Source organism: Bradyrhizobium liaoningense, assembly GCF_018130955.1.
Lineage (GTDB): Bacteria > Pseudomonadota > Alphaproteobacteria > Rhizobiales > Xanthobacteraceae > Bradyrhizobium > Bradyrhizobium liaoningense_C.
The window spans coordinates 79,422-91,612 of record NZ_JAFCJM010000003.1 but is presented as its reverse complement, the minus strand read 5'-3'; the positions used below and the strand labels follow the sequence as shown (position 1 = coordinate 91,612).

General features: G+C 64.7%; 13 protein-coding genes. 5 read left to right on the top strand and 8 right to left on the bottom strand.

Going from position 1 to position 12,191, the window contains the following annotated elements:
* Positions 1 to 113: 113 nt before the first annotated feature.
* The 4 genes from JQ632_RS03485 to JQ632_RS03470 are packed head-to-tail and all read left to right on the top strand — an operon-like array spanning position 114 to position 4,425.
* Positions 114 to 1,115 (top strand): tripartite tricarboxylate transporter substrate binding protein, encoded by a 1,002-nt coding sequence (locus JQ632_RS03485; protein ID WP_212400881.1) that lies wholly within the window; start codon positions 114 to 116, stop codon positions 1,113 to 1,115.
* Positions 1,116 to 1,130: 15 nt separating this feature from the next.
* Positions 1,131 to 1,601 carry a (2Fe-2S)-binding protein gene (locus tag JQ632_RS03480; protein WP_212400880.1) on the top strand — a complete coding sequence of 157 codons (471 nt, stop codon included), beginning with the start codon at positions 1,131 to 1,133 and terminating at the stop codon, positions 1,599 to 1,601.
* Positions 1,598 to 3,730, top strand: a complete 2,133-nt coding sequence (locus JQ632_RS03475) for a molybdopterin cofactor-binding domain-containing protein (protein ID WP_212400879.1) — start codon at positions 1,598 to 1,600, stop codon at positions 3,728 to 3,730. Before JQ632_RS03480 ends, JQ632_RS03475 begins: the two co-directional genes overlap by 4 nt.
* Positions 3,727 to 4,425, top strand: coding sequence for a substrate-binding domain-containing protein (locus JQ632_RS03470; protein WP_212400878.1), 699 nt, complete (start codon positions 3,727 to 3,729; stop codon positions 4,423 to 4,425). The genes JQ632_RS03475 and JQ632_RS03470 overlap by 4 nt, the downstream gene beginning before the upstream one ends.
* Before the next feature lie 15 nt (positions 4,426 to 4,440).
* Here the strand turns inward: JQ632_RS03470 and JQ632_RS03465 are convergent, their stop codons facing one another.
* From JQ632_RS03465 to JQ632_RS03445, 5 genes are all read right to left on the bottom strand, one after another.
* The gene (locus JQ632_RS03465) at positions 4,441 to 5,247 is read right to left on the bottom strand and encodes an SDR family oxidoreductase (protein WP_212400877.1); all 807 of its coding nucleotides are present in this window, start codon (positions 5,245 to 5,247) and stop codon (positions 4,441 to 4,443) included.
* 78 nt (positions 5,248 to 5,325) lie between these two features.
* Positions 5,326 to 6,618, bottom strand: a complete 1,293-nt coding sequence (locus tag JQ632_RS03460) for a TRAP transporter large permease (RefSeq protein WP_212400876.1) — start codon at positions 6,616 to 6,618, stop codon at positions 5,326 to 5,328.
* Positions 6,609 to 7,166: a TRAP transporter small permease gene (locus tag JQ632_RS03455; RefSeq protein ID WP_212400875.1), complete on the bottom strand. Its 558-nt coding sequence runs from the start codon at positions 7,164 to 7,166 to the stop codon at positions 6,609 to 6,611. The genes JQ632_RS03460 and JQ632_RS03455 overlap by 10 nt, the downstream gene beginning before the upstream one ends.
* 64 nt (positions 7,167 to 7,230) lie before the next feature.
* Positions 7,231 to 8,202 carry a TRAP transporter substrate-binding protein gene (locus JQ632_RS03450; protein WP_212400874.1) on the bottom strand — a complete coding sequence of 324 codons (972 nt, stop codon included), beginning with the start codon at positions 8,200 to 8,202 and terminating at the stop codon, positions 7,231 to 7,233.
* Positions 8,203 to 8,224: 22 nt separating this feature from the next.
* Entirely contained in the window at positions 8,225 to 9,058 is an 834-nt protein-coding gene (locus JQ632_RS03445) for an NAD(P)-dependent oxidoreductase (protein ID WP_212400873.1), read from the bottom strand.
* A gap of 349 nt (positions 9,059 to 9,407) precedes the next feature.
* Here JQ632_RS03445 and JQ632_RS03440 point away from each other — a divergent pair, with 349 nt between their 5' ends.
* Positions 9,408 to 10,184 (top strand): cyclase family protein, encoded by a 777-nt coding sequence (locus tag JQ632_RS03440; RefSeq protein ID WP_212400872.1) that lies wholly within the window; start codon positions 9,408 to 9,410, stop codon positions 10,182 to 10,184.
* A 15-nt stretch (positions 10,185 to 10,199) separates the two neighbouring features.
* On the opposite strand, the gene JQ632_RS03435 is transcribed toward JQ632_RS03440, so the two are convergent.
* From JQ632_RS03435 to JQ632_RS03430, 3 genes are all read right to left on the bottom strand, one after another.
* Positions 10,200 to 10,928 carry a Crp/Fnr family transcriptional regulator gene (locus JQ632_RS03435; protein ID WP_212400871.1) on the bottom strand — a complete coding sequence of 243 codons (729 nt, stop codon included), beginning with the start codon at positions 10,926 to 10,928 and terminating at the stop codon, positions 10,200 to 10,202.
* A gap of 288 nt (positions 10,929 to 11,216) precedes the next feature.
* Complete coding sequence (locus tag JQ632_RS40005; protein WP_283817634.1) at positions 11,217 to 11,342, bottom strand: hypothetical protein; 126 nt, start codon at positions 11,340 to 11,342, stop codon at positions 11,217 to 11,219.
* A gap of 98 nt (positions 11,343 to 11,440) precedes the next feature.
* A complete protein-coding gene (locus JQ632_RS03430; RefSeq protein WP_212400870.1) occupies positions 11,441 to 12,154 on the bottom strand; it encodes a helix-turn-helix domain-containing protein in 714 nt (237 codons plus the stop codon).
* Positions 12,155 to 12,191: the final 37 nt, after the last annotated feature.

Sequence of the window (12,191 nt, the reverse complement as noted above, 5' to 3'; positions counted from 1 at the left end):
CGCACCGAAAACCCGTCGATATTCCCGCGCAAATCGACTTTGTGAGGCGTCGACATCGGGCCTGCCGCGCCGCTACATTGCCGGCCAACAAGAACGACATAAGGGAGGCGGGCATGGCGAGCCCACAGGCAGGCCGAAGAACAGGCCGAAGATTCGTGCTGGCTCTGGCTGCAATCCTGCTCACCGCCGTTGCGCTACCCCAGCGTTCTCTGGCCCAGGATTACCCGAACCACGCGGTCCGGATCATCGTCCCCTTCGGCCCGGGCGGACCGGCCGACGTCGCCGCCCGGCTCCTCGGCAATGTCCTTCAGGAGACGTTTGGACAGCCCTTCGTGGTCGAGAACCGCACCGGCGCCGGCGGCGTGATCGGCACGGTGGAGGCGGCCAAGGCGCCGGCCGACGGCTACACGCTGCTGATGATGTCCAATACGCAAACCGCGAACGAGTCGTTGCTGAAGCCGGATCAGCGCAAATACGAGTTGATGCGCGACCTCGCGCCGATTGCGCCGGTGAACTATTCCGACCTCGTGATCGTGGTGCACCCGGCGGTTCCGGCCAAGACCTTGCAGGAGTTCATCGCGCTGGCAAAGGCGCAACCGGGCAAGCTGAACTACGCCTCCTCCGGCCAGGGCACGCCCTATCACATGGCGGGCGAGCTGTTCAAAGCCATGGCCGGCATCGACGTCGTCCACGTGCCCTATCGCAACAGCGGCGAGGCCCGAAGCGGCGTCATCGGCGGGCAGGTGCAGATGATGATCGACGCGGTGCCGGCGATGGCGCCCAATATCGGCGAAAACCAGGTGAGCGCGCTCGCCACCACCGGCAAGCAGCGCTCGAGCGTGCTGCCGAATACCCCGACGGCGAACGAGGCCGGCGTTGCCGGATACGAAGCGACCATCTGGCTCGGCCTAATGGCGCCGGCCGGCACGCCGAAGCCGATCATCGACAAGCTCAACGCCGCCGTGAACGGCGTGGTGAAACGGCCTGACATCGTCAAGCTCTGGACCGAGCAAGGCGCGGTGCCGATGGCGATGACGCCGGAAGAGTTCGACAAATTCCTGCGCGGCGACATCGTCAAATGGGCCGATGTCGTCAAGAAATTCGAGAAGTCCTGAGGCCGTCGCGCAGCCATGCCGAGCATTCGATTTCGCCTCAATGGCGTCGAGACTGCGATCGACGCCGACCCGGCTCAAACGCTGCTCAGCGCATTGCGCGGCGCGCTCGGCCTGCCTGGCACCCATTTCGGCTGCGGCGCCAATGAATGCGGCGCCTGCTATGTCATGGTCGGGGATCGCGCAATGGCTTCGTGCGACATGCCGCTGTGGTCGGTTGCCGACAAGGACGTCACGACGGTCGAAGGCCTTGGCGATCCCGATCATCCGCATCCACTACAGCGTGCCTTCATCGCCGAGCAGGCGATGCAGTGCGGCTACTGCATCTCGGGAATCCTGGTCAGCGCGGCCGCCTTGCTGAAACGAAATCCGGCGCCAACTGAAGCCGACGTCAGGCTGGCGCTCGATCGCAACCTCTGCCGGTGCGGGTCGCACAATCGGATCGTGCGGGCCGTGTTGCGCGCGGCATCCGAAATGGCAGCGTCATGAGCACGCCGTCCCCTGCCCCCAAATTGCCGGTCAGCCTCGCAGCAAACCCGAGACTGTCGTCCTGGGTGAGTTTTGCGCGCGACGGCCGGGTGACGATCTCACCCGGTAAGGTCGAAATCGGCCAGGGCATCGTCACCGCGCTGGCGCAGATTGCCGCCGACGAACTCGACGTCGATATCAGCCGTATCGAGATGATCCGGGCGTCGACGGCCGCGAGTCCAAACGAAGGTGTCACGTCAGGCAGTCTCTCGATCCAGCAATCCGGCCGCGCGTTGCGTCAGGTCTGCGCCGAGGTTCGCCAGATCTTCGTCGCTACGGCGGCGAACCGGCTCGGCGTCGATCAATCCGCACTCGGGATCGAGGACGGCACGATCCTCGGGCCGGGTAACGTCAGAACCAGCTATTGGGAGCTGGCCAGCGATGTCTCGCTCGACCGCGACGCAACCGCGAGCGTGGCAGCCAAGCCAATTGCGGCGCGCAGCGTAGCCGGTCATTCCGTTCAACGCATCGACATCCCCGACAAGGTCTTCGCGCGTCCGCGCTTCATCCACGATTCCCCGCTAGCAGGAATGCTGCATGGCCGCGTGCTGCGGCCGGAAATCTCCGGCGCGAAGCTCGTTGCGCTCGATGAAGAGGCGGCGCGGAGAGTAGCTGGTCTCGTCGCCATCGTACGCGACGGCAGCTTTGCCGGCGTCGTCAGCGAAACCGAGGACGGCGCCGAAGCGGCGCTGAAGGCGTTGCACAGGGGCGCGACATGGTCCGACGGCGCGCCGCTGCCGGACGAGGATGACCTCGCCGCCTTTCTGAAAAGCCAGCCCGTCGAGAGCACCGTCATCGATACCAGGACCTCAACAACACCGGGCAAGATCGCCCGCACCATCCGGCGCCAGTATACCCGTCCCTACATCGCGCACGCCTCGATCGCGCCGTCCTGCGCCATGGCGCAGTGGGACGGTGATCGCGTCCGGGTCTGGACGCACAGCCAGGGCGTCTATCTCCTGCGCGCCGACCTCGCGATCGTGCTCAAGCTGCCGGCGGAGAACATCACCGTCGAGCACATGGAAGGCGCGGGCTGCTATGGGCACAATGCAGCCGACGACGTCGCGCTCGACGCCGTGCTGCTCGCAAGGGCGACGAACGGCCGCCCCGTTCGGGTGCAATGGTCGCGGCACGACGAGATGTCGCACGCGCCGTTCGGCGCGGCCATGGCGATCGAGATCGAGGCCGATCTCGATGCCGGCAACGAGATCGTCGGCTGGCGGCACTCGATCTGGAGCAACGGCCATGCCGCCCGTCCCGGGCGCGCCGCGCAGCCCGCCCTGCTCGCGGCCACCGAGATCGCAAATCCTTACCCCCGCATGATCTCGTCCAACCCGCCGGCGGCCAATGGCGGCGGCGGCGACCGCAATTCTGTGCCGCTTTACGACTTCCCGGCCTGGACCATCGCGAGCCACCGGCTCCTGACCATGCCGGTCCGCACCTCGGCGCTGCGGACGCTGGGTGCCCAGGGCAACGTGTTCGCAATCGAATCGCTGCTCGACGAGATCGCCGCGCTGCGCGGCGAAGATCCCATCCAGTTCCGCCTGCGACATCTGCGGGACGAGCGCGCGAAGGACGTGCTGCGGGCAGCCGCCGCGCGCGCAAGGTGGAAACCGGAGAAGACGAGCGGGGTCGGCTACGGCGTCGGCCTGGCGCGCTACAAGAACACCGGTGCCTATTGCGCTGCGATTGCCGAGATCGAGGGAGCGGACGACATCCGCGTGAGACGCCTGACGCTTGCGGTCGATGTCGGCGAGGCCATCAATCCGGACGGTGTGAGCAACCAGATCGAGGGCGGCGCGATCCAGGCGACGAGTTGGGTGCTGAAGGAGCGCGTCCGCTTCGATCGCGCCCGCATCACCTCGACATCGTGGACTGATTATCCGATCCTGACCTTCGGCGAGGTGCCCGTGGTCGACGTCGAGATCGTCCAACGGCCGGAGATCGAGCCGGTCGGCGCCGGCGAGGCCGCGCACGGTCCGGTAACGGCGGCAATCGCCAACGCCGTGTTCGATGGCCTCGGCGTACGCGTTCGCGACCTCCCGATCACCCGCGACAGGCTGATCGCAGCAATGGAGCTCACCTCGTGACGGCAGTGAACATTTTGAGCGGCGGTGCGGCGCAAGGTCTCGTACACGGTCTTGCCGCGGGGTTCAAGGCGCAGACCGGCTTCGAGATCGACGGCGAATTCGGCGCCGTCGGAATCATGGCGGACAAGCTCCGGAACGGCGCCGCGGCCGATCTCATCATCCTGACACGCGCGCTCGTGACAAAGCTCGCCGACGAGAAGCTCGTGGCGCCCTCCTCGATCGCCGATATCGGCGTGGTCGAGACCGCACTTGCGGTCCGCACCGGCGATGCCAAGGTAGCAGTCAAGACCGAGGCGGATCTGCGCGACGCGCTCCGCGACGCCGATGCGATCTATGTCCCGGATACCAAGGCCTCGACCGCGGGCATGCACGTCGCCAAGGTGCTGGACCAGCTCGGCATCGCCTATGAAGTTGCATCGCGCCTGAAGATCTTTCCGAACGGCGCGACCGCGATGCGGGAACTTGCGGCGTCAAGCGCAAAGCGGCCGATCGGCTGCACGCAGGCGACCGAAATCATCGCGACGGAGGGCCTCACCCTGTCAGGCGCACTTCCCCCGGGATTCGACCTGACGACGATGTACACCGCCGGCGTCACGGCGCGCGCGGCCTACCCTGCGCAGGCCCGCACATTGATCGATCTGCTCGTTGGCGCAGACACCCGGGAGCTGCGCGTGCGCGCAGGCTTTGCCGGCTAGATCGACAGGCTTAGTCTACCTGTTCAACTGCGTGAGCCCGGTCGGAGGCCCGTCCACGGCCGTCCAGCCGCCGTCGACGAACAGCGTGCTGCCGCTGACATAGCTCGCCGCATCGGAGGCGAGATAGGCGACCGCGGTCGCGACTTCGTCGGCGCTGCTCCAGCGGTTGAACACGGTGTGCCCGGCATAGAGGTTGTAGATGTCGGGACGCTCTTTGAACGGGCCGGTCAGCGCGGTCTCCGCGATGCTCGGCGCGATCGCATTGACGCGAACGCCGGCGCGGCCGACCTCGGAGGCAAAGCCCTTCACCAAAAGTCCGATCGCCGCCTTGGTCGATCCGTAAACGGCAAGGCCGGGCTCGATCGTCACCGCGCGCACCGAGGAGCAGGCGATGATGCTGCCGCCCTTCTGCTCGACCATGATGCGGCCAAAGGCCTGGAAGAACCACACGGTGCCTTTGACATTGAGCGTGACGACGCGGTCGAGATCCTCCTCGGTGTAGTCGAGGATGGTCTTGCGGATGTTGAGCCCGGGCGTCGTCACGGCGATGTCGAGCCGCGGAAATTTCTCCATCACCGTCCCGGCGAGCGCGGCGACACTGGCAGCACTGGCTGCATCGCAAGCGGCAGCCTCGGCCCAACCGCCCTTGTCACGAATGGCGGCGGCCGTCGCTTCCGCGGCCTCAAGCGCGCGATCGGCGCAGACGACGCGGGCGCCAAGCCCGGCCAGCGCCTCGGCCGATGACTTGCCGATGCCTGAGGCGGCGCCGAGCACCACGGCCGTCTTGCCGGTGAGATCGAAGAGCTTGCGATAGTCGGTCACGAACAGATTCTCCCTGCTTCTGTGACGCAAAGTATCGCAAGGCCCGTTGGCGGGCCAAGGCCGGCGTACGCGCGGCAGCTATCCTTTATAGCCCATCAGCAGGCGCGGCAGCCAAAGCGAGAAGGCTGGGACGTAAGTCACGAACATCAGCGCTGCGATCAGGGCGGCGTAGAACGGCAGGATGGTGCGCATCACCGCGCCCACCGAGATGCCGCCGATGGCGCAACCGACGAACTGCGTCGTTCCGACCGGCGGGGTGTTCAGCCCCAGCGCGCAGTTGATCAGCATCAGCATGCCGAACTGCACGGGATCCATGCCCGCCTTCATCGCGATTGGCAGGAAGATCGGGGTGCAGATCAGGATGGTCGCTGCCATGTCCATGAACGTGCCGAGCACGAACAGGATGATGTTGATGAGCAGGAAGATGACCCAGGGTTCCTGGGACACCTTGCTCATCATGGCGCCAGCGAGATCGGCCACCTCGTAGAGCCCCATCAGGTACTGGAACATGGTGGAGACGCCGATCAGCAGCAGCACCACGCCCGTCGTCTTCACCGCCTTGGCCGCGGCCTTCAGGAAGTTCCTCCAGGTCATGGTGCGGTAGATGAAGAACGTCAGCAGGATCGTGTAGGTGACCGCAACCGCCGCGGATTCAGTTGCCGTGAAGACGCCGGACAGGATGCCCGCCAGGATGATGCCGACGATCAAAAGGCCAGGCAGGGCCGCCGCGAACGAGCGGACAACCTCGGCCCAGCCCGGGAATTTGCCGGCCGGATAGCCCCGCTTCACCGCGACCGCGTAGGCGGCGACCAGCATACACGTCATCAGCACGAGCGACGGCAGGAGGCCGGCGGCGATCAGCGCGCCAATCGACACCTTGCCGCCGGCGGCGAGCGCATAGATGATCATGTTGTGACTGGTCGGCATCAGCGCACCGACCAGCGAGGCATGGGTGGTGACGTTGACGGCGTAGTCGGTATCGAAACCTTCCTTCTTCATCATCGGGATCATCACCGCGCCCATCGCCGACACGTCGGCCACGGGCGATCCGGACACGCCGCCGAACAGCGTGCAGGCGACCACGTTCGCCATGCCGAGCCCGCCGCGGATGTGTCCGACGAGGTTCTTGGCGAGCTGCACGATCTTGTCGGCGACGCCGCCATGCAGCATCAGCTCACCGCTGAAGACGAAGAAGGGAATGGCAAGGAACGAGAAGATGTTCATGCCCGACATCATCTGCTGGAAGATGACGGCAACGGGCAGGCCTTCGTAGAGGATGGTACAGATCGCCGAGAGGCCGATCGCGAAGGCGACCGGTACGCCGAGGATGAGGAAGCCGAAGAAGGTGGCGCCGAGAATGATCAATTCCATGACGGAACAACCTCTTCGCCGCGCAGGAGAGCAATGATGTGCTCGATTGAAAATGAGACGATCAGGACGCCGGAGGCGATCAGCGGTACGTAGCGGGCGACCTCCGGGAGGCCGAGATTGGGGATCTTCACGGTTCCGACCGAAGCGCCGAGTATCCAGCCATTGTAGGCCATCGCGATACCGAACACGGCCACCAGAACGTGGATCACGAGCTCGATTCCTTCTCGCGTACGATCCGGAAGCATCACCAATAGACTATCCATTCCGATGTGCCCGGCATCGCGCACACCGACCGCGGCACCGATCAGCGTGACATACAGGATGAGAACCAGCGCAAGGTTCTCCGTCCAGGTCGGGCTGGAATTGAGCACGTAGCGTCCGAACACCTGGTAGAACACGACGACGACGATGACGAACAGGCCGCTCACCGACACATACATGCCCGCGCGAGCGATCGGGGCATTGATCCGCGACAGCAGGCCGGTAGACGGCCGCGGCGCAGCGGCTTCCCCCTCCGGTCCGTGGCTTGCGAGCTGTGGGTCTGACATCGGCGTCTCCTTGGCGAGGGTCCGGCGTCGCCGGTCGGCGACGCCGGAATCCGGCGCTATACTCTTACTTCGTATCCTGGATACGCTTGACGAGGCTCTGCAGCTTTTCGTCAGCGGCGAACTTCGCGTAGACCGGCTTCATCGCATCGACGAATTCCGCCTTGTTGGCGATCGTGATGACCTGAACGCCGGCCGCCTCGACGGTCTTGCGGGAAGCCTGCTCACGCTCGTCCCAGAGCTTGCGCATGACCGGCACCGAGTCCTTGGCCGCCTTGCGGATCGCCGCCTGGTCTTCCTTGCTCAGCGTGTCCCAGACCTTCTTGGACATCACCAGAACTTCGGGCGCCAGGGAGTGCTCGGTGATGTTGTAGAACTTGGCGGCCTCGAAGTGCCGCGACGACTCGTAGGAGGGCCAGTTGTTTTCGGCCGCGTCCACGAGACCGGTCTTGAGAGCGGTATAGACCTCGCCATACGGCATCGGCGTCGGGTTGGCGCCGAGGCTCTGGATCATGCCGACCCACAGGTCGGATTGCTGCACGCGGATCTTCAGGCCCTTGAGGTCGGCAAGCGACTTGACCGGGGCCTTGACGGTGTAGATGGACCGGGCGCCGCTGTCGTAATAGGCAAGGCCGACCAATCCGGCGGGCTCCATGGCCGCCAGGATCTCATCGCCGATCGGCCCGTCGAGGACGGTGCGCATGTGCTTGGTGTCCCGGAAGATGAAGGGCAGGCACAGCGTGATGGTTTCCGGCACGAAGTTGTTCAACGGCGATGCGTTGATCCGCATCATGTCGAGCGCGCCGATCTTCAGTTGCTCGATGGTGTCCTTCTCGGAGCCCAGGGCTCCGTTGGGGAACACTTTCACGCCGAGCTTGCCGCCGCTCGCCGCCGCGAGCTCCTTGCCCATGGACTTGACGGCCTCGACGGTCGGATAGTCGGCGGGGTGTACGTCGGCAGAGCGGAAATCGCGGGCGCTCGCCAGCGGCGCCGTGATCGCCAGTGCCGCAGCTGCAATGATACCGGTTAGTGTCTTCATCTGGTCTCTCCTCCTGAGTTGATTATGTCGTCGTTGCGCAGATGCTGTGGACCGCCTTAGGGCGCTCCTCTTCAGGTGTGAAGTCAAGCGTCACAAACGCACCACCTTGGTAGGATTGTGCGATCGAATCGAGCGGATTCGGCTGCTTCATGATCTCCGCCGCGAAGTCCTCGGCGTTGTCGCGTGGAGAATAGCCGATCTCGACTGAATTCAGCGGAGAAAGGTAGCTGCGCGTGTTGTTGGATACGCCCCAAACAGCGACATAGCCGACCGCCGGCGCCCTGATGCAGGACAGCGCGAGGGAAACCATGTCGTCATGGCTGAGCCAGGTGCTCAGGTGCCGGGCGTTCGAAGGACGGGGCTCGCAGCTCCCGATCCGGAGGGAGATTCCCTCGATTCCGTGCTTGTCCCAGTACATCCGCGCCAGTCCCTCGCCCCACATTTTCGACAAGCCGTAAAGACCGTCGGGGCGAAATGGCGCATCGGGAGAGAGCTTCGCGCTCACCGGGTGCATGCCGAAGGCGTGGTTCGAACTGGCGAATACGATACGCTTGACGTTGTTGCGGCGCGCCCCTTCGTAAACCTGGTGCAGGCCGATCAGGTTATTCTCGATGATTTCCGGCAGGGGCCGCTCGACGCTTGTCCCGGCGAGGTGAATCAGCACGTCCACGCCCTTGAGGAAGCGATCGACGAATGCGGCATCGCGAAGGTCGCCGTTCACGACATCCTCGCCTTCGTGCTGCGGCGCGATCGAAGGCTTCCAGCCGGCGGAGCGCAGGTCGATGCCGTGCCTCGGCAACTGAGCGCGCAGCAGGTTGCCAATGTTGCCGCTTGCCCCGGAAAGCGCGACCTTCATCGCGGCCTCATGCTCGTCGTATCCATGGATGTTCCTCTGGTGCTTGTGCTCGACCGCTATTGGTTGCGGCTTGGAGGTTCGGACGAGACGGTTGCCCGTCCCTGTGCGAACGTGCTGCGTCAGCGCGATATCGCCAGTATCGTCCCTAGGACGGGCGGCATTCCCTGTCCAAGCCAAATCCGGCATCGATCAATGCAGGAGTTGCATCGATGGATCGCGCGGGGGACGTCGCCTGCGCGTCGCTTGACGTCGCCGGTGCGTCGCTTGACGTCGCCGGTGCGTCGCTTGACGTCAGCCGCGCGTGCCCCGCAAGATGCCTCCAACGATGGAAACGTCTTGAGGAAATGCCATGCCGCGGAAGCTGATCGACATCTCCGTGCCGCTGCAGAACGACGTACCGGCCGATCCGCCGGGCAACCATCCGACGATCCAGTACATCGATCACAGCCAAGGCCTGCCGCGCATGCTGCAGTTCTTCGACGGGCTGAAGGCCGCGGACCTGCCGGATGGACAAGGCTGGGCCGTCGAGCAGGTCTCGCTGTCGACCCACAACGGCACTCATCTCGATGCGCCCTGGCATTTTCATCCCACCATGAATCGCGGCGAGCGCGCCTGGACGATCGACGAGGTACCGCTGGAATGGTGCCTGCAGCCGGGCGTCAAGCTCGACTTCCGCCACCTGCCCGACGGCTATGTGGCGACGCCGGAGGATGTCGAGAAGGAGCTGAAGCGGATCGGGCACACGCTGTCGCCGCTGGAGATCGTGGTGGTCAACACCAGCGCCGGCGCCAAGTTCGGGCGGCCCGACTACGTCAATTCAGGCTGCGGCATGGGCTATGACGCCACGATGTATCTGCTCGAACGCGGCGTGCGGCTCACCGGCACCGACGGCTGGAGCTGGGACGCGCCCTTCGTCTTCACCGCGAAGAAATATGCCGAGACCAGGGATGCAAGCCTGGTCTGGGAAGGCCACAAGGCCGGACGGCACATCGGCTATTGCCATCTCGAGAAGCTGCACAACCTCGACAAGCTGCCATCGACGGGATTCACCGTCTCGTGTTTTCCGGTCAAGATCGAGCGGGCGTCGGCGGGCTGGACCCGCGCGGTCGCCATCATCGACGACTGACGCCGCCTCGCGCGATCACTCGCCTTCGGGGCCGCTCTCGGCGAGCTCGCGCAGCGCATCAGTGTCGAGCACAACGATGGCGCCATGCTCGAGGCGCACCCAGTTGCGACCGGCCCAGGCGCGGAGCTGTTTGTTGATGCTCTCGCGCGTCATGCCGACCATCTCGCTGATCTCCTGCTGGGTGATCGCGAGCGTGCCGCTGCCGGAATCGAGCTTGCGCTCTTCGGTCAGTCCGAGCAGCGCGCTCGCGAGCCGCCCAGGGAGGTTTTGCAGAATCACCTGCTCGACCTGCTGGCTGGTCCAGCGCAGGCGTGCGCACAGCAGCTCGATGAACTTCATCGCCAGAGCCGGCTGGCTCTTCACGAAGGGCAGGAAGTCGCGGCGATCGATAATGTAGAGCTCGCAATTGGTGTTGGCGGTCGCGTCGGCCGACCGCGGCGCGCCGTCCAGGACGGCGATCTCGCCAAAAATTTCTCCCGGTCCGATCAAATTGAGAATGGCATTCCGGCCGTCGGGCGACGAGGAGGATATCTTCACCGTGCCCGAGACCACCGCAAACAGATTGTTGCCGGGGTCGCCCTTGGCCGCGATGGTCGCGCCGCGCTTCACGGTGGAGTGCTTGGCGTAGCGGCAGAGCTGATCGAGCGCGTCGGGCTCCAGATCCGCGAAGATCGGGTGCTTGCGCAGAACCGATAGCTTGTTGCCCGACGATTGTCGGGGATCGCCGGTCTTGTCCTGAGGCACGCCGCCGGGCTCCTAAGACTGCGAGGCACTTGGGTTCCTGCGTAGTCAACGTTGCCAAGCTTTTCAACCGGAAACCATGTGCCCGGTTTTAGACAAGTGCTGCGAAAATGCGATGGATCGCGCCGGGGAGCACGCAGCCGCAAGCTGCGCCGATGCGTTTCAGGCGATGCAGAGTTGCAGGGGCCGCGGAGCGCGGTTTTGCCCTGGATGCGGAGCTCGCACGGCAATCGCCGCTGTGGAACCCGGCCCTGGCGGTGCGTCAGAGAGGTGATTCCGGCGGCGGAGGCTTCAACGCCTGCCCGGTTCGTTCGGTTTGAGGTCGCGCGTCTGCCGGTCGGCCCACGCCAGGACCGCAGCGAACGCAACAAAGACGGCAACAACGGCAATGGTCATCAGCAACGCGTCGGTCGGCATCCTGCCCTCCCTCGAAATTTGAGGGCATTATTTTTCCGCGGCCGCCGGACGTCTTTGATCGGGATCAAATTTTGGAGATCGCTCGTGGAAAGGCCGGCTCAGGCCGCAGCCAAGGCCTCCGCGCGCGCCGGATCGAGCAGGCTGATACCGCCGTGGATGATCTCGATCACCCCGTCGCGCTCGAGCTTGGTGAAGGTGCGGCTGACCGTTTCGATGGTCAGGCCGAGATAATCCGCGATGTCCTGCCGGCTCATCGGCAGCGGCACCGTATTCGACGGCCCGTTGAGCGGGACGAGCCGCTCGCGCCAACTCAGGAGAAAGGTCGCAACCTTCTCCTCCGCCGAGCGGCGGCCAAGCAGGACCATGTGTTCGCGCGCCTGGGTCAATTCGCGAATCGCCAGTTCGTTGATGCGCCGCAGAAGATGCGGCCTGTCCTCGATGAAGCGGCCGAACGGCACCTTGGCAAACTGGCAAACCGCCACCGAACCGATTGCATCGGCCGAAAAATTGTGCCGGCCCGAGATATTCATCCCCAGGAAGTCGCCGGGGAGCGCAAATCCGACGATCTGCCGCCGTCCGTCCGGCAAGAGCTTGTAGAGCCGCATGACCCCGTCGAGCACGTTGAAATAGGAGGTCGTGATGTCTTCCTCGGAGAAGACCGTCTCGCAGGTCGAGAACTGGACGCGACGTCCCAAATGCTCCAACTGGCGCAGCTCGGCCGCATCGAGCGCCGAGCAGACACTGGATCCGCGTATCGAACAGTCCTTGCAGAAATTCCCGTTCGGCTCAAACGTGACCACGGAAGGCTTCATCCATAGCTCCAGACAGGCGTCGGGCTGACGTCCGCCC